Source organism: Variovorax fucosicus, from assembly GCF_030316825.1.
GTDB lineage: Bacteria > Pseudomonadota > Gammaproteobacteria > Burkholderiales > Burkholderiaceae_C > Variovorax > Variovorax fucosicus.
In genome coordinates this window covers 376,893-400,365 of sequence record NZ_JASZYU010000003.1, presented here as the reverse complement: position 1 = coordinate 400,365, position 23,473 = coordinate 376,893, and the positions used below count along the sequence as shown (strand labels likewise).

Annotated in this window: 18 protein-coding genes; 14 read left to right on the top strand and 4 right to left on the bottom strand. The window is 66.2% G+C overall.

The genetic code is table 11. The annotated features are described in order from the left end of the window. The first annotated feature begins 20 nt into the window (after positions 1–20). Together QTI05_RS19425 and QTI05_RS19420 are read left to right on the top strand one after the other, a co-directional pair. On the top strand, positions 21–2,066 hold the full coding sequence (locus QTI05_RS19425; RefSeq protein WP_286620357.1) for a bifunctional metallophosphatase/5'-nucleotidase: 2,046 nt from the start codon (positions 21–23) through the stop codon (positions 2,064–2,066). Between the two features lie 33 nt (positions 2,067–2,099). Then, complete coding sequence (locus QTI05_RS19420) at positions 2,100–3,305, top strand: tetratricopeptide repeat protein (RefSeq protein ID WP_286620355.1); 1,206 nt, start codon at positions 2,100–2,102, stop codon at positions 3,303–3,305. 87 nt (positions 3,306–3,392) lie between these two features. Here the strand turns inward: QTI05_RS19420 and QTI05_RS19415 are convergent, their stop codons facing one another. Together QTI05_RS19415 and QTI05_RS19410 are read right to left on the bottom strand one after the other, a co-directional pair. Beyond that, positions 3,393–3,893, bottom strand: coding sequence for a low molecular weight phosphatase family protein (locus QTI05_RS19415; RefSeq protein ID WP_286544337.1), 501 nt, complete (start codon positions 3,891–3,893; stop codon positions 3,393–3,395). 67 nt (positions 3,894–3,960) lie between these two features. Then, positions 3,961–4,884: a DUF3616 domain-containing protein gene (locus QTI05_RS19410; protein ID WP_286657841.1), complete on the bottom strand. Its 924-nt coding sequence runs from the start codon at positions 4,882–4,884 to the stop codon at positions 3,961–3,963. Between the two features lie 83 nt (positions 4,885–4,967). Between QTI05_RS19410 and QTI05_RS19405 the strand changes: the two genes are divergently transcribed. Both QTI05_RS19405 and QTI05_RS19400 read left to right on the top strand, forming a co-directional pair. Further along, positions 4,968–6,758, top strand: coding sequence for a SulP family inorganic anion transporter (locus tag QTI05_RS19405; RefSeq protein ID WP_444812940.1), 1,791 nt, complete (start codon positions 4,968–4,970; stop codon positions 6,756–6,758). A 144-nt stretch (positions 6,759–6,902) separates the two neighbouring features. Next, on the top strand, positions 6,903–8,732 hold the full coding sequence (locus QTI05_RS19400) for a tannase/feruloyl esterase family alpha/beta hydrolase (protein ID WP_286620350.1): 1,830 nt from the start codon (positions 6,903–6,905) through the stop codon (positions 8,730–8,732). Here QTI05_RS19400 and QTI05_RS19395 read toward each other — a convergent pair. Next, positions 8,677–11,013, bottom strand: a complete 2,337-nt coding sequence (locus tag QTI05_RS19395) for an ATP-dependent DNA helicase (RefSeq protein ID WP_286620348.1) — start codon at positions 11,011–11,013, stop codon at positions 8,677–8,679. The two genes, QTI05_RS19400 and QTI05_RS19395, sit on opposite strands and share 56 nt — an antisense overlap. A gap of 108 nt (positions 11,014–11,121) precedes the next feature. Here QTI05_RS19395 and QTI05_RS19390 point away from each other — a divergent pair, with 108 nt between their 5' ends. The 6 genes from QTI05_RS19390 to QTI05_RS19365 all read left to right on the top strand — a co-directional run bounded on the left by QTI05_RS19390 (position 11,122) and on the right by QTI05_RS19365 (position 18,080). Continuing rightward, positions 11,122–11,757, top strand: coding sequence for a GDSL-type esterase/lipase family protein (locus tag QTI05_RS19390; RefSeq protein WP_286657840.1), 636 nt, complete (start codon positions 11,122–11,124; stop codon positions 11,755–11,757). 86 nt (positions 11,758–11,843) lie between these two features. Then, entirely contained in the window at positions 11,844–12,200 is a 357-nt protein-coding gene (locus QTI05_RS19385) for a hypothetical protein (protein WP_286620344.1), read from the top strand. A gap of 133 nt (positions 12,201–12,333) precedes the next feature. Next, positions 12,334–14,499 carry a TonB-dependent siderophore receptor gene (locus QTI05_RS19380; protein WP_286620342.1) on the top strand — a complete coding sequence of 722 codons (2,166 nt, stop codon included), beginning with the start codon at positions 12,334–12,336 and terminating at the stop codon, positions 14,497–14,499. 19 nt (positions 14,500–14,518) lie between these two features. Beyond that, the gene (locus QTI05_RS19375; protein WP_286620341.1) at positions 14,519–15,283 is read left to right on the top strand and encodes an ABC transporter ATP-binding protein; all 765 of its coding nucleotides are present in this window, start codon (positions 14,519–14,521) and stop codon (positions 15,281–15,283) included. Beyond that, positions 15,280–16,707 (top strand): ABC transporter permease, encoded by a 1,428-nt coding sequence (locus tag QTI05_RS19370; protein ID WP_286544352.1) that lies wholly within the window; start codon positions 15,280–15,282, stop codon positions 16,705–16,707. Before QTI05_RS19375 ends, QTI05_RS19370 begins: the two co-directional genes overlap by 4 nt. Further along, complete coding sequence (locus QTI05_RS19365) at positions 16,704–18,080, top strand: ABC transporter permease (protein WP_286620340.1); 1,377 nt, start codon at positions 16,704–16,706, stop codon at positions 18,078–18,080. Before QTI05_RS19370 ends, QTI05_RS19365 begins: the two co-directional genes overlap by 4 nt. 6 nt (positions 18,081–18,086) lie before the next feature. On the opposite strand, the gene QTI05_RS19360 is transcribed toward QTI05_RS19365, so the two are convergent. Next, positions 18,087–19,103 (bottom strand): LacI family DNA-binding transcriptional regulator, encoded by a 1,017-nt coding sequence (locus QTI05_RS19360; RefSeq protein ID WP_286620338.1) that lies wholly within the window; start codon positions 19,101–19,103, stop codon positions 18,087–18,089. Positions 19,104–19,295: 192 nt separating this feature from the next. On the opposite strand from QTI05_RS19360, the gene QTI05_RS19355 reads away from it, so the two are divergent. Genes QTI05_RS19355 through QTI05_RS19340 form a run of 4 tightly spaced genes read left to right on the top strand, consistent with a single transcriptional unit; the run spans position 19,296 to position 23,468 of the window. Continuing rightward, positions 19,296–20,609, top strand: a complete 1,314-nt coding sequence (locus tag QTI05_RS19355) for an MFS transporter (RefSeq protein WP_286544317.1) — start codon at positions 19,296–19,298, stop codon at positions 20,607–20,609. An 11-nt stretch (positions 20,610–20,620) separates the two neighbouring features. After that, the gene (gene ltnD / locus QTI05_RS19350; RefSeq protein ID WP_353505961.1) at positions 20,621–21,511 is read left to right on the top strand and encodes an L-threonate dehydrogenase; all 891 of its coding nucleotides are present in this window, start codon (positions 20,621–20,623) and stop codon (positions 21,509–21,511) included. Continuing rightward, complete coding sequence (gene otnK, locus QTI05_RS19345) at positions 21,508–22,824, top strand: 3-oxo-tetronate kinase (protein ID WP_286544311.1); 1,317 nt, start codon at positions 21,508–21,510, stop codon at positions 22,822–22,824. The genes ltnD and otnK overlap by 4 nt, the downstream gene beginning before the upstream one ends. Then, complete coding sequence (locus QTI05_RS19340; RefSeq protein ID WP_286620335.1) at positions 22,821–23,468, top strand: class II aldolase/adducin family protein; 648 nt, start codon at positions 22,821–22,823, stop codon at positions 23,466–23,468. Before otnK ends, QTI05_RS19340 begins: the two co-directional genes overlap by 4 nt. Positions 23,469–23,473: the final 5 nt, after the last annotated feature.

Sequence of the window (23,473 nt, the reverse complement as noted above, 5' to 3'; positions counted from 1 at the left end):
GGATGAACCAGGAGTCCGCCATGCCGACGAACCGCTTCACGCTCGCCTGTGCATTGACCGCCGCTGCTGTCTGCGTCGGCGCTCTTCCGGCGCATGCCCAGCCCGGCCCGGCCGGGCTGCGGCAGTTCGTCGCAGCCAACGACGACCATCGCGACAGGGATCGCGACGATGCCCGTGGACGGGACCGGGACCGCGATGACGACCGCCACGGCCGTGGGCGCGAACCGATCAAGATCAAGATCATCGGTTTCAACGACTACCACGGCAACCTGCAATCGCCCGGCACCTTCGGCGTCAACACCCTGGTTCCGGCTGCGCAGCGGCCCGCCGTGGGCGGCGCCGAATACCTTGCGGCCTACGTGGCCCGATTGAAATCGCAGAACGTGATGAATGCGGTGGTCGGCGCAGGCGATTTCATCGGTGCGTCGCCGCTGATCTCGGCCTTGTTCTTCGACGAGCCTGCGATCGAAACGCTCAACAAGATCGGCGTCGACTTCAACGCTGTCGGCAACCACGAGTTCGACAAGGGTTCTGCGGAGCTCAAGCGCCTGCAGAATGGGGGCTGCAAGCTCACCGATGGCGTGCCGGATCCCAACAGCTGCAAAGGCCTGGGTTCGAATGCACCGGGCACCTTCGACGGCGCGAAGTTCAAGTGGTTGTCCGCCAACGTCGTCGAGACGGCCACGGGTCGCACCCTCTTCCCGCCCTACGGCATCAAGACTTTCCATGGTGCGAAGGTCGCCTTCATCGGCATGACCCTGAAGGGCACGCCGAGCATCGTCACGCCGACCGGCGTAGCCGGCCTCGAGTTCCGCGACGAGGCGCAGACAGTCAACGCCCTGGTGCCGCACCTGCGTGCACAGGGCGTGCAAGCGATCGTCGTGCTGGTGCACCAGGGCGGGTTTCAGACCAGCCCCAACGTCGGCGACATCAACGGCTGCGATGGCGACCTGAAGAACGCCGACGGCACCGACTCCGAGATCGCGAAGATCGTCAAGGGCCTCGGAAACGGCGTCGACCTGGTGATCAGCGGGCACACGCATGCCGCGTACAACTGTTCGTCGAACACTGTCGACGTGAAGAGCGTCAACGGCGCGACTGTGAGCACGCCGCGCCCGACCGGATTGCCGAACAGGCAGGGTCGGCTGATTCCGGTCACGAGCGCGAGCGCTTTCGGCCGCGTCTTGACCGACATCGATCTGACGCTGCATCCGCGCTCGCACGAGGTGATCGCCGTTTCAGCGACGAACCGGCTGGTGGATCGCACGGACGTGGCGATCAACCAGGCGATCGTCACCGACCCCAGCGTGAAGAACGTGGTCGACGGGTACAACGCACTGGTGTCGCCGCTCGCCAACCAGGTGATCGGCACCATCACCGCGCCGCTGCCCAATGCAGCAAATGGCGCTGGCGAGATGCCGGCCGGCAGCCTGATCGCCGACGCCCAGTTGCAAGCCACTCAGCCGGCGGCGCTTGGCGGCGCCGTGATGGCGTTCATGAACGCCGGCGGCGTGAGAAATCCTGGCTTCGCGGTCGCTGGGGCCAGCTATCCCTACAACGTCACCTACGGCAACGCCTTCACGGTGCAGCCCTTTGGCAACAGCCTGGTGACCTTGACGCTGACCGCGCAGCAGCTCAAGGACGTGCTGGAGCAGCAGTTCACCGGGTGCCGGGGCCAGACCGCGCAGCGCGTCATGCAGGTGTCGAACGGCGTCAAGTACGCATGGAGCGCGTCCGCCGCGCCTTGCTCCAAGATCGTCAGCATGGTGCTGACACCGACCGACGTCACTGTCACACCGCCCGTAGCGACAGGTGCCCCGGAGACGATCGTGGCCAACGGCGTGGTGCTGAACCCGACCAGGACCTACCGGGTCACCGTCAACAATTTCATGGCCACCGGCGGTGACGGCTTCACGGTGCTATTGGGCGGCACCAACGTGCTCGGTGGCGCCCAGGACATCGATGCACTCACCGCCTATCTCAACGCCGGCTACAAGGCGCCGAAGCCCGCCTATGACCCGACGCTGCCAGCGCTGGCGATCCCCCGCATCACGCAGTTGCCTTGACGGGCTCGACAGTTGAAGGCAAGCCTTCGAGATGTGTCCCTGGTCGCGCTCGCGGTGGTCGCATTGGGCGTGCCCGGCGCGCCTGTCGACGCACAGCCCGCGGCGAGCGGAGTCGCGCCACGCTCTGCCGCAGCGATCACGGACATGCGCGTGCTCGACCCGGCTGTGGTGGCCGCCCGTCTGGCGCTGCTGACACGCGCAGAAGCAGAACTCGCGCGCGGCGATACGGTGGCCGCCACGGATACATTCGACCGCGCCGCGATGATGCTGCACGCCCCCGACACCGAGATGGGGCTGGTGCGGGCCTACATGCAGGCCGGGCAATACCGGCGCGCGCTGGCGTTCTGCGCCCACGTTGCCGGCGCCCACCTCGAATCCGCGCCGGCGGGTGCCCTGTATGCGTGGTTGTTGCGCGCGGGTGGGCAAGCGGCGGTCGCCGAACGCTCGCTGCAAGGCACCCTGGAGCGCTCGCCGCATGACCCCGTGGCGTTCGAGGTGCGCCGGGCTTTCTCGGCGCCGAGGCAACTCGCGACCGGTCTGCTGCTGCAAGGCCCGCATCGGATGGCCCCACAGGCGTTGATGGAAGGTATGCAGGCCGCGGTGCCGGAGGCGGCGCGAGTCGTCTCCAGCGGCGTGCTGATCAACGATGGAACGATGGCTCTGGTACCCAGCGCAGTCGCGGGCCTCGCCCCATCCGGCGAGCTCTGGGTACGCAACGGGCTCGGGCGAACCACGCGGGCGCGGATCGATCCAGTGAAGCAAGGCTTCGAAGCCCTGGGCCTGAGCTTGCTGCGCCTGGATGCCGCGCTCGATGGCAGTGGAACGCAGCCCATGCCGGGTCGTGATCCTTTCGCCGGGAGTGTCGGCTTTGCCGTGGAATACGCGACATCCGACACCGCGGTGCCCGCTTGGCCGTCGCTGAGCCAAGGCTTCTTCGGCCTTGTCGAGGGCAACGCCAAACTCCGGCGATTGGGTATCGAGGTCGCCGACGGGCCGCACGGGGGACCGGTCCTCGATGCCAGTGGTCGTCTCGCAGGCATCGTCCTGCAAGGGGCCGGCGGCGAGGCCCTGATGCTGCCCGCTTCGCGGTGGCGCGAGCTGGTGGCAGCCACGCCAGACAGTTCGACGCGCGATGCACTCGACGCGAACCAGCCAGGACGGGCCGCTCGTGCGATATCGGTCGATGAGGCGTACGAGCACGGGCTGCGACTGGCTTTGCAGGTCATGGTGCTGCCCTGAATCACGCCATGACCGAAGCCGGCAAGTCCCACCTGCCGCCGCCAGCCGTCGCCCGGTGACGAAGGGCGGCTGCGCGGTGGCGCAGTGCTATCTCATGGTTCCCAAATCCCGGACATCGGCTCGGAGAGACGTCCGGTCACCTTTGGCCAGTGGCAGGTTGATGAACAACTCGAGTCTGCGTCGAAGGGCGTAGAGGGTTTGGATGGCGCCGTAGGCCGCCTTTTCCGGATCTTCCAATGCAGCAACGTCCGGCATCGACCAAAGTGCGGTATCTGGTTGCCCCGGCCAAGCCGGCTGTTCCCCGATAGTCTCATCGTCCAGCGTGATGATGAACGTGGCTCTGCCGGCACCTTGCTCCCTCAACTTCCCCCAACTTGTCGGGATACTGAGAGGCGGTCGCATCCGGGCGCTCGCCAGCGCACCAAGCGCTGCTGGATGAATTTCGCTGGCGAGGTGCTTTGGAGAGCCGCACGACAGGGCTGCAAAACGCTCACCGCCGATATGTTCGAGACATGCATGCGCAAGAACGCTTCGCAGCGAGTTGCGCTTCGAAACAAAAATGACCCGGACCTTGCCCACTGTTGACATATGGAGTTGAGCTTAGCGCAGGGGTGATGGTTCAATCCCGCCGGGCATTCCCCCGGGGCAGGCCGATTCAATGCGCAGTTTGCAGTTGGTCGAGATCCAGCAGAAGATAACTCGCTGATCGTCCTGCCTTCCGATTCCCATCGTCGCTGACGATGATGATTCGGGCGACCCCGTCGATGACGGCCGGGCTCACCCCTTCTGCGTGCTCCAGGCCCTGAAGACCCGGGACCGTGACACGGCGCGCCGCGCCGTCTTGCTGACCATTCCAGAGCCAGAGGGCGAACTGGCCTGGCTCGCGCGAAACCGGCCCACTGATGACCAGGTACTCGCCGATGGAGGGGACGTAAGACAACCCGCGAATTCCATGGCCGCCCAGGTCCAACTCGTCGAGATCAGCCGCCACCCCGGGTGCTTCGTCTGCCTCAAAGAGGCCACGCGGATTCTCGACGCTGGCAATGATCGCGCGGCCGTCGTGCAACGGGCTGCGAAAGCCGATCAGCAGTCGTTGCTGGTCCGGGCTGATCTCCAACGCTTCAATATTGAGCCCGCCGCCGACTTTGACATCCGGAATCCTGGCTGCCGAGGCCAGTACAGGATGCTTCGCCGTCAAGGCGCGCTTCAAGCCATCGACGACTTTTGTATCTGCAACCCGGCTCCCATCGATCCGGAATCGAACCAGTCGTTCACGGGACTTTTTTTCGTCGCCTTCGCCATCTCGAGAATGCGATGTGATGGCGTAGACGAAGCCTGCGCGATCCAAAGCAAGTCCTTCCAGATCATCGAGTTTCCAGAAGTCACTGAAGATCTGAAACAGTCCGGCAGTGATCTCGGTACTGTCGACACTTCCATCGGCGCCGATCACGACCAAACTGAAGGGATGGCTCTTTTCGTCCTCAACCACAAGAAAGCGCCCGTCCGGCAACTGCTGGATCGCCGACGGCTCATAGATGCCGGTCAAGGGCTGGAAAGCGGGAGGTTGTTTCTGCACCATCGAAGCATTGTCGACCCACCCGCATCTTCCCTCTTGCCTTTGCTCACGCGCATCTGCACTGTCGTCCAAGCGGCCAGCGGCTTATGAGCAATTTGGATCCTTCATCCCCTCTCCCGGAACCGGGCCGCATTGCGCTGCGGACGAAGGCCGCCGATCAGACCGGGTGGACCCGCTGGATGCCGGGACTTCGCACGCTGCGCGGGTACCAAATGGCCTGGTTGCGGCACGACATCGTTGCCGGACTGGTGCTGACCACGATGCTGGTGCCCGTCGGCATCGCCTACGCGCAGGCGTCGGGCGTACCCGGCATCTATGGGCTCTACGCGACCATCGTTCCGTTGCTCGCATACGCCGTGTTCGGACCCAGTCGGATTTTGGTGCTGGGCCCGGATTCCTCGTTGGCTGCCGTCATGCTCGCCGTCGTCCTTCCACTGTCTGGCGGCGACCCGCATCGCGCGGTCGCCCTTGCGGGCATGATGGCGATCGTTTCGGGGACGGTGTGCATCCTTGCCGGCGTCGCGCGCCTGGGCTTCGTCACCGAGCTTCTCTCCAAGCCGATTCGCTACGGCTACATGAACGGCATCGCGCTGACGGTATTGATCAGCCAACTGCCCAAGCTTTTCGGGTTTTCGATCGAAGGCGATGGGCCGTTGGGGAACCTGAGGGCCATCGCCAATGCGGTGATGGATGGAAAGACCAACTGGACCACGTTCATGGTCGGCGCGGGCACCCTGGCGGTCATCCTGCTGCTCAAGGGCAGCAAGCGCTTGCCGGGCACCCTGATCGCCGTTGTGGGAGCGACCGTGGTCGTTGGCGTGCTGGGCCTTGCGGCACGCGCCGGGGTGTCGGTTCTCGGCGCCCTCCCCCAAGGTCTTCCTGCCTTCGCCATCCCATGGATCACTACCGCCGACATCGTCCCCGTCCTGATCGGCGGTTGCGCCGTCGCTCTCGTCTCGTTCGCCGACACCAGCGTGCTCTCTCGTGTCTATGCGGCGCGGACCCACACCTATGTCGACCCGAACCAGGAGATGGTGGCGCTCGGCGCCGCCAACCTCGCGGCCGGATTTTTTCAGGGATTTCCTGTCAGCAGCAGTTCGTCACGCACGCCGGTGGCCGAGGCCGCAGGCGCCAAGACCCAGCTGACCGGAGTCGTCGGCGCGCTTGCCGTTGCCCTGCTGCTGGTGGTGGCGCCGGATCTGCTGAAAAACTTGCCCACCAGCGCATTGGCCGCGGTCGTGATCGCATCGGCCATCGGCCTGATCGAGGTCACCGACCTGCGACGGATCTATCGCATCCAGCGCTGGGAGTTCTGGCTGTCGATCGCATGCACCGTTGGCGTGGCCGTGCTGGGCGCGATTGAAGGCATCGGCCTGGCCATCGTGATCGCGGTCATCGAATTCCTGTGGGATGCCTGGCGCCCCCATTTCGCGGTGCTGGGACGCGCCGACGGCGTCAAGGGCTACCACGACATCACGCGCTATCCCGACGCGCGTCTCATCCCCGGTCTGGTTCTGTTTCGCTGGGATGCGCCGCTGTTTTTCGCCAACGCCGAGCTGTTCCACGACCGGGTGCTCGACGCTGTGGCTTCGTCGCCTACGCCAGTGCGCTGGCTGGTCGTTGCCGCGGAACCAATCACCAGCGTGGACGTGACCTCCGCCGACATGCTGGCCGAGTTGATCGAAACCCTGCACGCGGCTGGCATTCAGCTGTGCTTTGCCGAGATGAAGGATCCCGTCAAGGACAAGCTGAAGCGGTTCGGGCTTTTCGCGCAGCTTGGGGAAGCGGCGTTCTTTCCGACCATCGGCGCCACCGTCAGCCGATATCTCGAAACCCATCCGGTGGATTGGGTGGACTGGGAGGACAAGGGTCGCTGAGTGCACTCCAGATGCTCGACCCTGTGGGCGCCATTTTGGTGGAAACCCTGGAAGCGATCGATCATCGGTTGCCAGCGAACGATCATCGTGTTCCAGGCTCGCTCCCTGCCCTCCTCCTGGACGGGTCGATGACTACAGTCCACCATGAAATTCCAAACCCTGTGCGTGTTGTTCGCGGGCGCGTTGCTGCTGCCTGCCTGCGGTACGGTGGCGACCCCGCCGAGCAAGCCGCTTGCCTGCGACGATGGCCTCAAGTCCGCATTCAAGCCCGACGCCCTGACGACCGTGGTGGCCGTGCGCAACATCCGGAAGGGCACGCCGCTGGTGGCGGTGGACTCTCCGCAGCCGATCACGGCCGCCACCGACATGTGCCTGGTCAAGCTGCTTGTCGGCCCGGGCGCCACCGCGGAAAAGGACACGACGGCTCGCTCCTGGTCGCAAGGCATCGGCATCGAGGTCTGGCTGCCGGCGCCCGCTGTATGGAACGAACGCATCCGCAACTATGGCGGTGGCGGCTGGGTGGGCGGCGGGCACCGCTACCCTGAGCCGATCGGCAGCAAGGTGCCGGCCATCGTCAACGCCAACATGGGCTATGCCTCGGGCACGCACGACGGCGGCCAACCGCACTACCAGGACGCCTCATTCGCGTTCCTGTCGAACGGCCGGGTCAACGAGGAGAGCTTTCGCGACATGAGCAGCCGCGCCATCTACGAGCAGGCGATCAAGACACGCGCGCTGGTCGAGGTCTACTACGGCAGGACGCCGCGCTACAGCTACTACGATGGCCACTCGCAGGGCGGCCGCCAAGGCCTGAAGGTGGCCCAGGAACGTCCCGACCTGTATGACGGCTACCTGATCGCGCAGCCGGCCGTCAGCGTGACCCGCTTCAGCCTGGCCGGGCTCTATCCGCAGATCGTCATGAAGGAGGAACTCGGCATCACTGCGCTGGACAGGCCTGCGGCCGACGCCTTCGCGCGCAAGGTCGCCGCCGCCAATGCGCGCGCCGTGGCCAACTGCGACAAGGAGAAGCTCGGCTTCCTGGTCGACCCGTTCAGTTGCAGCTATGACCCGCTGCGCGATGCTGGCGCCCTGTGCACCGGCGTCACCGGACAGGGTGTGACCGGCAGCAACGCCGACGCGGCCACCTGCATGTCGGCCAAGGAAGCAGTGGCGCTCAACAAGATCTGGTACGGCCCGACCCGTGACGGCAGCTACGACCCTGCGCAGACCACCGACGGCCGTGCTGGCCGCGTGTTGGGCAGCAAGCAGTTGTGGTGGGCCCCCACGCGCGGCTCCAGCCTGAGCACCCAGATCACCAGCGTTGCCGGCAGCGACACGCTGGCACTGGCAATGCAGGACGTGGCCTATGCCGCCGCTGCGCCCGCGGCGTCGGGCATCCCGATCACCAACACTTCGACCACCGTGCGCAACCGCTGGCGCGAACTGACGCTGCCCGGCTATGCCGAGGCATTCCTTCGCATCGACACCCTGCCCTTCCTGCGCGACTACCTGACCGACAACGCCGACCTCGGCCGCTTCCGCAGCGGCAACCGCAAGATGATCCTGTGGAACGGCCTGGCCGAGGACGTGATTCCGGCGCAGGGCGCGGTTCACTGGTATGAGCGGGTGAAGGCGAGCGCAGGCGGAGAAGCGCAGGTGCAGCAGTTCCTGCGCATGTACAACATTCCCGGTATGGCACACAGCTCGCAGGGCCGTGCCTTCACGGTGGCCGGCAACAACAACGTCGTTCCCATGCCCTGGCTGCCGGGCAACGCCAACCAGACGCCGACGCGCGACAGGGACTTGATGTTCAGCGCGCTGGTCGACTGGGTGGAGCGCGGCGTGGCGCCGGGCGAGATGGTGATCTCTTCGCGCGACAACAGCGTGAGTTACCCGATATGCGTATATCCAAAGAGGATCACGTGGAAAGGGACGGGGACGGCGAAGGCAGCGGCGGACTACGAGTGCCGCTGAGCGCGGTCTCAACGCGCCACCACGATGGCAGCAGGCGGCGAATCTCGGGCCGCGCAAAACGATCGTCCATCAGATAGACCACGCCTGCATCCTGTTCCGTCCGGATAACGCGGCCCGCGGCCTGCACGACCTTGCGCAACCCCGGGAACAGGTAGGTGTAGTCGTAGCCCGTGCCGAACAACACTTCCATTCGGGCGCGCATCACCTCGTTCATGGCGTCGTGCTCGGGCAGGCCGAGACTGGCGATGAACGCTCCGATCAACCGGTCGCCGGGCAGATCCAGCCCCTCCCCGAAAGCACCGCCAAGCACGGCGAAGCCGATGCCTTGGCCACCCGCCACGAACCGTGCGGCGAAAGTCTCCCGTTCCGCCTCCGGCATGCCGCTCGACTGTGCCCATGTGGCGACGTCGGGATGGTGCCGCCTGAACACGGTGTGGGCCTGTTCCAGGTAGGCGAAGCTGCTGAAGAACGCGAGGTAGTTTCCGGGCTGCTCGCGGAACTGCGAGCCGATCAAGGCGGTCAGGGCATGCAGCGATTGGGCCCGGTCGCCGAATCGCGTGGACAGATCCAACGCGACGCGCACGTGCAATTGATCCGCCCGGAAGGGTGAGACCACATCGAGTTCAGCGCTGCCGTCAGGCAGGCCGAGAACGTCGCGATAGAAGCCGAATGGCGCGATGGTGGCGGAGAAGCAGACGGTCGTGATCGACCCGGAGAATCTGCCCTTGAGAAACGGTGCCGGCACCAGGTTGCGCAGCGAAAGCGTGCCCTCTTGCTCGGCTCCCAGCGAGCTCTCGAACACCGAATGCAGGCCGAAAGATTCGGCCATGCGCGCGAAATGCAGCATGTCGAAGAAGATGCGCAGCAGCGGCCCTTGCGCAGGAGGCGGACCCGCCGCCAGATGTTCGGCGATCGCGCTCACGGCAGCCTCGAGCGAATGATGGAATCGCTCGGGTATCGCATCTCGCGCCTCGTAGGTGCACTGCTGCGCGTTCTGGACGCCCTGCCACTCGCGTTGCACCGCTGCCAGCACGCGCCTGATGGGGCCCGGGGCCGCCTGCTGCGCGGTCGCGAGCAGCCGCTCGTCCAGCGTCGCCGAATACATGCCGCGCGCGCGTTCGAGCAGGTTATGCGCCTCGTCCACCAGAACCGCCACGCGCCACTCTTCCTGTTGCGTCAGTGCGAACAACAGCGCACTGCTGTCGAAGTAGTAGTTGTAGTCCGCGACCACCACGTCGCTCCAGCGCACCATCTCCTGCGCCAGGTAGTACGGGCACACCGAATGCGTCAGTGCGATCTCGCGCAGGCGCGCACGGTCCAGCCGGCGCGCAGTTGCTGCCGTGTCGCGCGCGGCCGCCAGCCGGTCGTAGAAGCCGCGCGCCAGGGGGCAGGTCTCGCCGCTGCAGGCACGGCCCGGGTACTCGCATGCCTTGTCGCGGGCGGTGAGTTCGAGCACCCGCAGCGCAGCGGCGCCGGCGCCGATCAGGTCGAGCGCCTGCAGCGCCACCGCGCGGCCGGGCGTCTTCGCGGTGAGGTAGAAGATCTTGTCGGTCTGGTGGGTCGACCATCCCCGCAGCAGCGGGTAGAGGGTCGCGACCGTCTTGCCGATTCCCGTGGGCGCCTGTGCGATCAGGCAGCGTTGTGCGCTCGCCGCGCGGTAGACACCCTGCGCCAGTTCGCGCTGGCCCGCGCGAAAGCCGGCGTGCGGGAAGGCCAGCGTGTCCAGTTGCGCGGCCAGCACGGCGCGCCGGGTGTCCTCTTGCTTGGCCCAACCCATGAACCGCGCGCAAAGCGCCTCGAAGTCGGCACGCAGCGCTTCGCGCGTGCAGCGTGCCTCGAGCACCGTCTCCTCGCCCGTCGCGATCTCCAGATAGACCAGCGCAACCGTGATCGAAGCCAGCGACTCCTGCTCGCACAGCATCCAGCCATAGCACCAAGCCTGCGCCCAGTGCAGCGCGCGGTGGTTCGAGCGCATGGCCTCCAAATCGCCGCGGAAGGTCTTGATTTCTTCCACGCGACCCTTGTCCGCATCGAACCCGTCGGCGCGCCCCCTCACCTGCAGCGAGTCGCAGCGGCTGGCCAGCGCCACTTCCTTCTGGTAGCCAAGGCCACGTCGGGCCTGAACCAGCCTGTGGCCGGCCATTCCCTCCAGCGCGCTTGGCGCGGGCACGAACCGGATGTCCAAATCGCCAGCCTTGGCTGCGAACGCGCAAAGCGTGCGCACCGACACCGTCATGGCGGCCACGGAGGGCCCGGCTGATGGCACCAAGGCTGTATGCATATCCAGTCATTGTGCCAGCGCATGAAGTCCTGGATGCACTGCTTCGCCGCGGACGCTGGTCTCGGATAATCGCGCCCGACAACGCGAGCTCCATGGACATTGACTGAAATGAACCGACGACACCTTCTCATGCTGGCTGGTCTGCAGTCGGCCTTGATCCTGATGGCCTGCGGCAAGCGCAAGGCAGCCGTTGCTGCGCTGAAATCCGATGCGCGCGTCCTGGCGCTGGGCGACAGCCTGACCGTGGGCTATGGTGCGGCGCCCGGGCAGGCCTGGCCGGCGCTGTTGGCGCAGCTGACGGGCTGGCGGATCGACAACGAAGGTGTCAATGGAGACACCTCGGCCGGCGCGCTGAAGCGGCTGGAGGCTTTGCTGGCGGCGGGCAGCTATGACGCGGTTCTGGTCGGCATCGGCGGCAACGACATGTTGCGCGGCGTGTCGCAGCAGGCGACGAAAGACAACGTGGCGGCCATCGTGCGTCAGGCGCTTGGGCATACGCCCTACGTGGCCGTGATCGCAACACCGGCACCCGAGCCGCTGCGGGCGACGGTCGGTGCGCTCAGCGATGCCGGGTTCTATGAAGAGGTGGCGGCGGCCGAGAAGGCACTTCTGATCCCGGACGTGTATTCCGCCGTTCTGTCCGATGCGGCGCTGCGTTCGGATCGCATTCATGCGAACGCGCAGGGCTATGCAGTCGTGGCGCAGCAGCTGGCAGACAAGCTCAAGGCGGCTGGCTGGCGCTGAGAGAGGCAAGAAGCCGGCCGTTTCAGGGCTAAGCCTTTCTTGAGAATCTATTCTCGATAGTATGATGCCAGCCCTTCGCCTCCCCCATGCGCCGCATCCTGCTCCGACTCCTGCTGCTCGCCGTGTTCTTCAACACGGCCGTCGGCATGCCCCTGCACGATGCGGAGCATCTGCGGCAGGTCGGGACGGACATCGCGCAGGAATGGCGCCTGCTGGAAGCGGACGAGGACACCGCATCCTCCGGGCACGACGATGAAGTCCCAGGGCTGTGTGCGCGGTGCCTGGCCTGCGCGCATCAGGCCGGCATGCCGGCAACCGCGCCGGCTCTCCTTCCTGCGTTGGCCGCGCCGGCCGCGCCCCTCGGGCTGCAGCCAGCGGCCGCCTTCGTTCCCAGTCCGGGCCGTTGGCCCTTCGCTTCGCGCGATCCCCCTGCACCGACCTGACACCCGCCGCTGAGGCGGGCTGCCGATTCCTCCTCCTGCCGCCCGGTGCTTCGCAGCCGCCCGGTGGCGTACCAGCTTTCGTGCCTTGCCGCGCCTTCGCAGCGCGGGCGGGCCGTCTTGTCGAGTGCCGTTCATGATCCCCATCTACTTCGCAGGGAACCGGGTTGCCGGGTTCCGTCTGCTCCCGCTTGCCCTGGCCATGGCGCCCTTGTTCGCCGGGCCTGCCATTGCTCAAACCGCTGAAGCTCCGGCCGCGGCCCAGCTGTCCACGATCGAGGTCGTCGGTCGCACCGAGTCCGGCGCCTACCACTCGGAAGAAGCCGCCGGCGCCAAGACCGCCCTGCCCCTGCGCGAGCTGCCGCAGTCGGTGCGCATCGTCACGCGCCAGGCCATCGACGACCTGGGCGCGACCCGGCTGGACGACGTGCTGGACTATGTCGGCGGCGTCTCACGCCAGAACAATTTCGGCGGCCTCTGGGACAACATCGCCATCCGTGGCCTGCCCGGCAACGAGAACACCGGCATGGCGACACTGCTCAATGGCTTCTCGTCTAATCGCGGCTTCAATGCGCCGCGCGACCTCGCGGGCGTCGAGCGCATCGAGTTCCTCAAGGGCACCGCCGCTGCGCTCTACGGCAGCAGCGAGCCGGGCGGCACGCTCAATATCGTGTCCAAGCGGCCACTCTGGAAGGCCGCGCACTCGGTCGAGGGCTACGTCGGCAGCTACGGTTTGAAGCGGGGTGCCTTCGACAGCACCGGCCCCATCGGCGAGAACTTCGCCTTCCGCCTGAACGTCGCGGTGGAAGACCGCGACAGCTTCCGCGACCATGTGGGCGCCAGCCGCCAAGTGATCGCGCCGGCTTTCACCTGGAAGCTGGGGCGCGATACGGTGCTGGAGTACGCGGGTGAGGTTCTGCGCCACAAGACCCCGCTGGATCGCGGCGTGGTCGCTGTCAACAATCAATTGGGCGCCATCCCGCGCAGCCGTTTTCTCGGCGAACCCACCGACGGCGACGTGACCGTCGACAACCAGACCCACCAGTTCATCCTGTCGCACGAATGGAATTCGACCTGGCGCAGCCGGCTGGGCCTGTCGTGGCGCGAAACCTCAGTGACCGGATTCTCGACCGAGGCGTCGGCCCTGCGCGCAGACAACGCAACGCTCACCCGCCAGCGGCGTTTCCGCGATTTCGACTCCAGCGATACCGCCTTGCAGGCGGAGCTGCAAGGCAACGTGAAAACCGGTGCCGTCGAGCACGAGTTGCTGATCGGCCTGGAGAGCTTCCGCTTCAGCATGGACTCGCTCATGCTGCGCGCCAATCCGACGACCGCACGGCCGTACGCCATCACCATCTACAACCCGGTTTACGGCCAGGCTCAGCCCACGCCAACGGCCAATACCGACACGCTGGAGCACCAGCGCGGCACGGCGTTCTATTTCCAGGATGCGATCAGGCTCGCCCCCGAATGGCGCCTGGTCGCCGGCGTGCGCGTGGACGACAACCGTCAGTCGCTGCTCAACCGCAGGACGAATGCCACGGCTCGCCAGGATCCGTCGTCCACCTCGCCGCGCGTCGGCCTGAGTTGGCTGCCAACACCGCAGTGGACCTTCTACGCCAACGCGGGCCGCTCCTTCCGACCCAACGTCGGCTCCGACTTCGCGGCCAACAGTTTCGAGCCGGAGACCGGCCGCGCGCTGGAACTCGGCACCAAATGGGAAAGCGCGGACAAGGGCATCGGGGCGACCGCCGCGCTGTTCGACATCCGTAAGCGCAACGTGCTGACGTCCGACCCGGTCAACACCGGCTATTCGGTCTCCGCGGGCGAAATCCGCAGCCGCGGCCTCGAACTCGACTTCGCGGGCCAGGTCACGAAGCACTGGCGCGTCAACGCAAGCCTGGTGTTCAACGACGTAGAGATCACGAAGGACAACAGTCTGGAGGTTGGCGGCCGCCTGCTCAACGTGCCCAAGGTCAACGGCAGCGTGCTCGCGGTCTACGAAGATGCTTTCGCCAACGGCCAGCGCTACGGCCTCGGCGGCGGCGTCACGCACGTGGGCAAGCGCCTGGGCCAGGCCCGCACCCAGGCCGAAGCCAACGCAGGCACGCCCGCCTTCGAACTGCCGGGCTACACCACGGCCAAGCTGGTTGCCTACTGGCGCCTGAACCCTGCGCTGCGGCTCACGCTGGATGTCGACAACCTGTTCGACAAGACCTACTACACCAGTTCCTACAGCCGCCTGTGGGTGACGCCGGGCACGGCGCGCACCCTCACCGTCGGCTTGCAGGCCCGGTTCTGAACACGAACGAATGCCACGCATGCCTCTGCCCCACCTTCCACCACCGCGCACCGCGGCCTCACCCCATCCTGCCCTGGAAGCCTCCGGCGTGGTCGCCGGCTATGGCGGGCACACCATCCTGCACGGGCTGGATCTCACGGTCAAAGCCGGTGAAATCTGCGCGCTGCTGGGTGCCAACGGCGCCGGCAAGACCACCACGCTGAGCCTGTTCCTGGGCTTCGTGCAGCCACGCAGTGGCCGCGTGCGCGTCGACGGCGCCGACCCCGTGGCCGACCCGACGGCTGCGCGGCGCCAGCTGGCATACATCCCCGAGAACGTGGCGCTCTATGAGCACCTGAGCGCGCGCGAGAACGTGGCTTATCTGCTCCACCTTGCGGGCCAGCCCGCCGGCGCGTCGGCCATCGACGCGGCCCTGGCGTCCGCCGGCCTGGACGCCGCGGCGCACCGCCGGCGCGTGTCGGGGTTTTCCAAAGGCATGCGCCAGAAGGTCTCGATCGCGCTGGCGCTCGCGCGCAAGGTGCCCGCGTTGTTGCTCGACGAGCCCACCTCCGGCCTGGATCCGCAGGCCACGGCCGAGTTCAACCGCCTTCTGGGGCTGCTGCGCGCACAGGGTGTCGCCATCCTCATGGTCACGCATGACCTGCTCAGTGCCGCCGACGTGGCCGACCGCATCGGCTTCATCGACGGCGGGCGGTTGATCGAAGAAGTCGCCGCTTCCGGCGCCGAGCGCTTCGACGTGCGTGCGCTGCACCGGCGCTACGCCGGCCAGGAGGCGGTTCAATGAGTGCCGCATGGCGCATCGCGCGCGAGGAGTGGCGCCTGCTGCGGCGCGACCGCGTGGCGGTGCTGGGCCTGGCATTGCTGCTGCTATTGACAGCCGTGGCCGCCTTCACGGCCTGGGATCAGCGCAGCACAACGGATGCCGAGCGCACGCGTCACCAGACGCAGGTGGATCACGAGTTCGAGACCCAGCCCGACCGACACCCGCACCGCATGGTGCACTACGGGCACTTCGTGTTCCGGCCGCTGAGCCCGCTGGCGGCCTTCGATTCCGGGGTCGACGCTTACACGGGCCATACGCTCTTCCTCGAAGGACATCGACAGAACAGCGCGAATTTCGGCGACGTGCGGCAGTCCTCGCTGCTGCTGCGCTTCGGGCAGCTCACGCCCGCCTTCGTGCTGCAAGTGCTGGCCCCCCTGCTGCTCGTCTTCGTGGGCCATGCGGCCCTGGCGCGGGAGCGCGAATCCGGCACGCTGCGCGTGCTGCTTGCCCAAGGCGTTCGACCGCGCCAGATCGTGGCGGGCAAGCTGCTGGCCCTGAGCGGCGTGGCCGCACTGGTGCTGCTGCCGGCACTTCTGGCGCTGGCCTGGATCGGCGCGGCAACACCGGCCCCGGCCAGCCTGGCCGTCGCGCTGGCGGCGGGCTACGGGCTGTGGCTGCTGATCTGGGTCGTCGGCATCGTGTGCCTGTCAGCACGGTTCGCGCGCGGGCGAGACGCGCTGGTGGCATTGCTGGCGGTCTGGGCGGTCAGTGTCGTGCTCGTGCCGCGGCTGGCGCCGGAACTCGTGGCCTCAGCCCTGGTGCTGCCCACGCGCTTCGAGACCGACATCGCGGTGGCGCGCGACCTGGCCGCGCTCGGCGACAGCCACAACCCGGACGACCCCTACTTCGCCGACTTCAGGAAGAAAGTGCTCGCACAGTACGGGGTCTCGAGGGTGGAAGACCTTCCCGTCAACTACAAGGGCCTGCTGGGCATGGAGGGCGAGCGGCTGACCAGCGCGCTCTTCGAGCGCTACGCCGACGCCAGCTTCGAGCGCCAGGATGCACAGTTGCGCCGCGTCGACGGCTTTGCTTGGCTGAGCCCGGTGATCGCGCTGCGCCGCCTGTCCATGGCAGCGGCAGGCACCGACCTGCACAACTACCGCCGCTTCGTCGAGCAGGCCGAGCGTCATCGCTATCGCCTGGTGCAGGCGCTCAACCGGCTGCAGGCCGAGAAGCTCAGCTTCGCGGGCGACCGTTCCAGCCGCGACAGTCGCATCGGCCACGCGCACTGGCACGGCGTTGCCGACTTTCGCTACGAGGCCGCACCGCCCGTCGAGGCGCTGCGCCGTACGGCACCTGCCGCGGGTGTGCTGCTGCTCTGGCTGACCGCGCTCGCGGGGCTGTTGGTGCCGGCCACGCGCCGGCTGGGGAGGATCACGCGATGAGTTGGCTCGCCCACGAATGGCGTCTCCTGGCGCGCTCAAGGCTGGCCCTGGCTGCGCTGGCATTGCTGCTGGTGCTGTCGACCCTGGCCGTGCTTTCGGGCACGCGCGAGGTTGCGCGCCAGCGGCAGACGATTGCGCGTCTGGCCGGGCTGCAGCAGCAGGATCTGACTGCGCAGGCACGCAAGTACACCCACGGCGGCGATCCCGGCTCGGCCGCGTACTACACCTTCCACAGCACCTGGGATGCACCGTCTCCCGCAGCCTTCCTTGCGCTCGGCCTGCGCGATGCCGCACCCTATGTGCTCCGCGTGCGCGCATTGGCGCTGCAGGCTCAGTTGCACGAGGGCGAGAGTTTCAATCCCGAACTGGCGCTGGCCGGACGCTTCGACTTCGCTTTCGTGCTGGTGTACCTGGCGCCGCTGTTCCTGATCGCATTGCTGTACGACCTGGTTTCGGGCGAACGTCGATCCGGCCGGCTGGGCACGCTGCTGGCCATGCCCGGCGCCGGCAGGCGCCTGTGGCTGCGCCGCGCGGGCCTGCGCGCGGCGCTAGTCTTCGGCGGCCTCGTGCTGCCAGTGCTGGTCGGTGCGCTGGCCAATGGAACCACGATGGCAGCCCTGGCCACCGCGCTGCTGGTCACGGCGGCCTATCTGGCGGTCTGGAGCGGCCTGGCGCTGATCGTGGCGACACGAAGCGCAAGCTCCGCCGCCAACGCAACGGCGCTCATGGGCTGCTGGGCCGTGCTGACCCTCGTCGTGCCCACACTCGCCAACGCCGTGCTTGCGCGCGCCGTGCCGGTGCACCAGGGCGTGGAGCTGATGCTGGCACAGCGCCAGACCGTGCATGGCGCGTGGGATCTGCCACCGCCGGCCACGATGGAGAAATTCTTCCGCACACACCCCGAATGGCAGCACACCGCGCCACTGCCTTCGGGCTTCCACTGGAAGTGGTACTACGCCTTCCAGCAACTCGGCGACGAGAGCGTGGCGCCGCAGGTGGCGGCTTACCGTGACGGCCTGCTCGCGCGCCAGCGCTGGACTGCGCGACTGGGCTGGCTGCTGCCGGGCGTCGGCGTGCAGGCCGTGCTGCACCGACAGGCCGACACCGACCTGCAGGCGCAGCTGGCCTATCAGGATCACACCGCCGATTTCCACGCGCGGTTGCGCGCCTTCTACTACCCCTACCTGTTCAACGACGTTCGCTTCGGCCCGCAGGACTTCGCCGCCCAGCCGCGCTTCATCTCGCCGGCCCGGTCGATGGAGACGCCTGTCGGTCAATTGTTGGGCCTGGTGTTGATGGGCGCGCTGGCCCTCTTGCTGGGTGCTGCCGCAGCCGGTCGAGTGCGCCCGACGGGCTGCGGAGGGCCCGGCTGACGGCACCTATGTTGTCTGCCCGGTGATGAACTCGTACCCCAAGTCCAGCCTGAGTGGTGGAGCGTTCCCGGCCAACCTCGCCAGGATGTGTTCGGCTGCGAGTTGCCCGATGCGATACCGCGGCGACCTGATGGTCGTCAGCCGCTGTGGTACGGCTTCGCCTATTTCCAGTCCGTTGAATCCCGCGAGCGCCAGGCGCCCGGGCACCTTCACGCCCGCGCCCATGCAATGCATCAGCCCACCGACAGCCATGTCGTCGTTCGAGAAGTAGACGGCATCCAGGTCCGGATGGCGTTCGAGCAGTTGCGCCAAACCGGCTCGCCCGAGCAGGAACGACGAGGCCTGCTGCGCCGTGAAGCTGGCCTCGAGTTCCAGGCCGTTTTCTGCCAGTGCCTGTTCAAAGCCCTTTCGCCGCTTGGCGGCGCGCAGGTCGCGACACAGGTCACCGCCAACGTAACCGACTCGGCGGCGCCCCGTGTCGGCAAGAAACTGACCCGTATCGCGGCCCGCTTGAGTGTTCGAGAACCCGACGGCCATGTCGATCGGCTCTCCGTCAGAGTCCATCACTTCAACCACTGGACTGCGAACCTCGCGCAGCATCTGCAGGGCGCGAGGCGTGTGCTCGAGGCCGGCAAGAATCCAGCCTGACGGACGCCAGGCCCGCATCGCGGCAATGATCCGTTCTTCCTTCTCGAGGTCGTAGTCCGAAACACCGATGACAGCCTGGTAGCCCGCGGCTTCGAGGCACTCGTTGGCGCCTCGAAGCACTTCCGGAAAGACGATGTTGCTGAGTGACGGGACTATCACTGCAATCAACCGCGTCTTCGCCGTGGTCAGTGCGCCGGCCAGGCGATTTGGCACGTAGCCGAGGGCAGCCACTGCGGCCTGGACCTTTGCTCGGGTCTGTTCGGAGACGTTGACGTGGTCTTGCAGCACGCGCGACACCGTCATGCCGCTGACGCCGGCGAGGCGCGCCACATCCTCCAGAGTAATGGAGGGAGTCTGTTCGGATTGCTCTTTCATTGGTCTCCTGGTTGCTTATTGCTTTAGGCAAGCATAGCGGGCCGATCGGATCAGCCCCTATCAGCGTCCTGGATCGATTCCAGGGTTTGTACCTATTTGTTGGCGCAAACATTACAACAAAAATCGCTTGTTTGCGCAAACAACCAAGATGGTTACGCAAACAAACTGATTGAACACACACAAGGAGACCCTATGACCGCATTGACCGCGACCTCCGGCGAGGAGGCTGGCCCCGTCGCCGAAACCGACAAAACCTACGCCAAGGTGTTTTGGCGCATCGTTCCGTTGCTGATGCTCTGCTACGTGGTTGCGTACCTCGATCGTGTCAATGTGGGTTTCGCAAAGCTGCAGATGTCCCAGGATCTGGGCTTCAGCGAAACCGTCTACGGTCTGGGGGCCGGCTTGTTCTTCATCGGCTACTTCCTGTTCGAAGTGCCGAGCAACATCCTCTTGCATCGTCTGGGCGCACGAGTGTGGATCGCCCGAATCATGATTACCTGGGGGTTGATGTCGGCCGCCTTCGCGTGGGTGCAAACACCAATCACCTTCTACGTGATGCGCTTTCTGCTCGGGATTGCCGAGGCAGGCTTCTACCCAGGCGTGATCCTCTACCTGACGTACTGGTACCCGGCCCAGCGCCGCGCAAAGATCATTGCCCTGTTCATGTCCGCGATTCCCGTGGCGGGCATTTTCGGCAACCCGCTGTCTGGCTGGATCATGGATCTCTTTCAAGGCGCCAGCGGCTTCCACGGCTGGCAGTGGATGTTCATCATCGAGGCCCTGCCTGCGCTGGTGATGGGGCTGGTCGTGCTGGCCTGTCTTGACAACGGCATTCGCAGCGCGAAGTGGCTCGATGAGCGCGAAAAGCAACTGCTCGAGCGCGAGATCGCCGCCGATCAGAAGGGCACCGAAAGCAAGCACGCCATCGGCGCCATCTTCAGCGACCGGCGCGTTTGGCTGATGTGCCTGATCTACTTCTGCTTCGTGATGGGCCAGTACGGCCTGACGTTCTGGATGCCGACGTTGATCAAAGCCACCGGCGTCACCGGCAACCTCAACATCGGGCTCTTCAGCGCGATTCCTTTTGGCTGCGCCATCGTGGCGATGAACTTGATCGGTCGCAGCGCCGATGCCCGACGCGAACGCCGTTGGCACCTGGTTGTGCCAGCCTTGTTCGGCGCGCTTGGCTTCGTCATCGCGGCTTCGTTCGTGCACAACACGGTCGTCTCCGTCGCGGCACTCTCGTTGGCCGCCGCTGGCGTGCTGACCTGTGCGCCGCTCTTTTGGTCGCTGCCGACTTCGTTTCTTTCGGGTGCAGCCGCTGCCGTAGGCATCGCGGCAATCAATTCGGTGGGCAATCTGGCCGGCTTTGTAAGCCCCTACCTGATCGGCTTCCTGAAGGATGCAACGCAAAGCACGCAAAGCGGCATGTATGTGCTGGCTGGCATGTTGGTCGTCGGGGCCGTCGCGGTGCTGAGGACGCCGGCCAAGTTGGTAAATCGTTGAGGAGAGAGTACGTGAGCAATATCGGAGTCATCGGTCTTGGCGCAATGGGTTCGGGCATGGCGAAATCACTGCGGCGTGCAGGTCACACCGTGCATGTGTGCGATGCGCGCCCGGGTGCAGCCGAGGCATTCGCCCGGGAAGGCGGCGTCGCGTGTGCCTCGCCCGCCGAGGTAGGCAGGACCTGCGCGGTCGTGGTGTCGGTGGTCGTCAATGCGCAGCAGACAGAAACAGTGCTGTTCGGTCCCGACGGCGCCGCCGCGGCCATGGCCACCGGCAGCCTGTTCGTGATGTGCTCCACGGTAGACCCCAACATGTCGATTGCCTTCGAAGCGCGGCTCGAAGCCCTTGGTCTGCACTATCTGGATGCGCCCATCTCCGGCGGCGCCGCCAAGGCGGCATCCGGCGACATGACGATGATGACTTCCGGAAAAGCCGCCGCCTATACCTGCTGCGAGGGACTGTTGGAAGCGATGGCCGCCAAGGTCTACAGGCTGGGCGACACCGCAGGCAACGGCAGCAAGGTCAAGATCATCAACCAGTTGCTGGCCGGTGTTCACATCGCCGCGGCCGCCGAAGCAATGGCCCTTGGCTTGCGCGAAGGCGTGAATGCCGCGGCCCTGTACGAGGTCATCACGAACAGTGCGGGCAACAGCTGGATGTTCGAGAACCGAATGGCCCATGTCCTGAAGGCCGACTACACGCCGCTCTCCGCCGTCGACATCTTCGTCAAGGATCTCGGGCTGGTGCTCGATACCGCGCGCGCCAGCAAATTCCCGCTGCCGCTCGCCAGCACGGCGCATCAGATGTTCATGCAGGCATCGACCGCCGGCTATGCCAAAGAAGACGATTCGGCAGTGATCAAGATCTTCCCCGGCATCGAACTGCCGAAAGGCGAGGAATGAACCAGCCCCAACGAAAACCCTTGCTCGGCTGCATTGCCGACGACTTCACCGGCGCCACCGATCTGGCCAATAACCTGGTGCGCGCCGGCATGCGCACCGTACAGATCATCGGTGTGCCCGAGGACGAAGCGGCAGCGGTCGAAGCCGATGCGATCGTGGTCGCGCTGAAATCGCGCACCATTGCGCCCACCGACGCAGTGGCCCAGTCCCTGGCCGCGCTGCGTTGGCTGCGTGCTCAGGGCGTGCAGCAGGTCTACTTCAAGTACTGCTCGACCTTCGACTCCACGCCCGAGGGCAACATCGGTCCCGTCACCGATGCGCTGCTCGACGCGCTGTCCGATCTGCCGCAGAGCGGCTTCACCATTGCCTGCCCGGCGTTTCCCGAGAACCAGCGCACCGTCTTCAATGGCCATCTGTTCGTCGGCGAACAGTTGCTTAGCGACAGCGGCATGCGCAACCATCCGCTGACGCCGATGACGGATGCCAACCTTGTGCGCGTGCTTCAGCTGCAGACGAAACACAAGGTCGGCTTGGTGGCCCATGACGTGGTTGCGAAGGGTGCACACGCCATTCGCGAACGCTTTGCGGTGCTGCAGGCCGAAGGGATTCGGATCGCAGTCGTCGATGCGGTCTCGAACGCGGATTTGATGCACCTTGGGGCGGCGCTGCAGGGCATGCCGCTGGTGACCGCCGGTTCCGGCGTGGCGATCGGCCTGCCGCAGAACTGGCCTTCCATCGAGCGGCGTGCTGCGGTCGCAAGGGCCGACACGCTGCCGCCAGCTGCCGGTCTTCGGGCGGTCGTGTCGGGAAGCTGCTCGCAGGCGACGAACGCGCAGGTGCTGCATTTCAAGCGCAGTGGCCGGCCGAGCTTTGCGGTCGACCCGCTGGCGATCGCTGCTGGCGACGACCTGGTCGGCGAGGCTTTGGCTTGGGCCGCCCGGCATGTCTCCGATGGGCCGGTGCTGGTGTATGCCACCGCCGAGTCGGCCGCCGTCAAGGACGTGCAGGCGCAACTCGGTGTCGCCCGGGCCGGTGAGATGGTCGAACAGGCGTTGTCGAACATCGCGCTGGGCCTGGTCGAGCGCGGCGTACGGCAATTGGTCGTGGCCGGCGGTGAGACCTCGGGGGCCGTGGTGCGCGAGCTCAACGTCCGCCAGATGAGCATCGGCCCGCAGATCGACCCAGGCGTACCGTGGACTGCCGTTCAGTCGCCCGCTTGTGCCGGCGAGACGCTGCATGTGGCGCTGAAGTCCGGCAATTTCGGAACTGCGGACTTCTTCACGAAGGCCTTCGATAGGCTGGAGGCGGCGTGACCCGCGCCCTGCGCGAGGAAATCTGCCGCGTCGGCGCGTCGCTGTTCGCTCGCGGATACGTGCACGCCACGGCGGGCAACATCAGTGCGCGCACCGACAGCGGCTTCCTGATCACACCGACCGACGCCTGTCTCGGCAGCCTCGACCCCGCGCAACTGGCGCAGGTGAACCACGAGGGCGTGCAGACGGGCGGCGACCGCGCGTCCAAGACGCTGACGCTGCATCGCCGCATCTATGCGGCCGATCCAGAGGCGCGTTGCGTGATCCACACCCACTCGACCCATCTGGTTGCATTGACGCTCGCGGGCGTCAGCGATGCGCATGACGTGGTTCCTCCCATCACGCCCTACTTTGTGATGAAGGTCGGCCACGTACCGCTGATCCCCTACCGCCGGCCGGGCGACCCTGCGATGGGTGACGAGGTGGCCCGGCGCATCGAGCACATGCGTGCGGCGGGCACGCCAATCCGCGCCGTGATGATGGATCGCCTCGGTCCCAACGTGTGGCACTCCGATCCGGCGCAGGCCAGTGCGGTACTCGAAGAACTCGAGGAGACCGCGCGGCTTTGGCTGATGGCGCGCCCCACACCCCTGACAGGGGCGCAGATAGATGAACTGCGCATGCACTTCGGTGCGCAGTGGTGAGCACG

What these genes read in the sequence shown, in the direction of transcription:
- QTI05_RS19425 (WP_286620357.1), top strand. Translation starts at nt 21, where the DNA reads ATGCCGACGAACCGCTTCACGCTCGCCTGTGCATTGACCGCCGCTGCT.
- QTI05_RS19415 (WP_286544337.1), bottom strand. Translation starts at nt 3,893, where the DNA reads ATGTCAACAGTGGGCAAGGTCCGGGTCATTTTTGTTTCGAAGCGCAAC.
- QTI05_RS19410 (WP_286657841.1), bottom strand. Translation starts at nt 4,884, where the DNA reads ATGGTGCAGAAACAACCTCCCGCTTTCCAGCCCTTGACCGGCATCTAT.
- QTI05_RS19405 (WP_444812940.1), top strand. Translation starts at nt 4,968, where the DNA reads ATGAGCAATTTGGATCCTTCATCCCCTCTCCCGGAACCGGGCCGCATT.
- QTI05_RS19400 (WP_286620350.1), top strand. Translation starts at nt 6,903, where the DNA reads ATGAAATTCCAAACCCTGTGCGTGTTGTTCGCGGGCGCGTTGCTGCTG.
- QTI05_RS19395 (WP_286620348.1), bottom strand. Translation starts at nt 11,013, where the DNA reads ATGCATACAGCCTTGGTGCCATCAGCCGGGCCCTCCGTGGCCGCCATG.
- QTI05_RS19390 (WP_286657840.1), top strand. Translation starts at nt 11,122, where the DNA reads ATGAACCGACGACACCTTCTCATGCTGGCTGGTCTGCAGTCGGCCTTG.
- QTI05_RS19385 (WP_286620344.1), top strand. Translation starts at nt 11,844, where the DNA reads ATGCGCCGCATCCTGCTCCGACTCCTGCTGCTCGCCGTGTTCTTCAAC.
- QTI05_RS19380 (WP_286620342.1), top strand. Translation starts at nt 12,334, where the DNA reads ATGATCCCCATCTACTTCGCAGGGAACCGGGTTGCCGGGTTCCGTCTG.
- QTI05_RS19375 (WP_286620341.1), top strand. Translation starts at nt 14,519, where the DNA reads ATGCCTCTGCCCCACCTTCCACCACCGCGCACCGCGGCCTCACCCCAT.
- QTI05_RS19370 (WP_286544352.1), top strand. Translation starts at nt 15,280, where the DNA reads ATGAGTGCCGCATGGCGCATCGCGCGCGAGGAGTGGCGCCTGCTGCGG.
- QTI05_RS19365 (WP_286620340.1), top strand. Translation starts at nt 16,704, where the DNA reads ATGAGTTGGCTCGCCCACGAATGGCGTCTCCTGGCGCGCTCAAGGCTG.
- QTI05_RS19360 (WP_286620338.1), bottom strand. Translation starts at nt 19,103, where the DNA reads ATGAAAGAGCAATCCGAACAGACTCCCTCCATTACTCTGGAGGATGTG.
- QTI05_RS19355 (WP_286544317.1), top strand. Translation starts at nt 19,296, where the DNA reads ATGACCGCATTGACCGCGACCTCCGGCGAGGAGGCTGGCCCCGTCGCC.
- otnK (WP_286544311.1), top strand. Translation starts at nt 21,508, where the DNA reads ATGAACCAGCCCCAACGAAAACCCTTGCTCGGCTGCATTGCCGACGAC.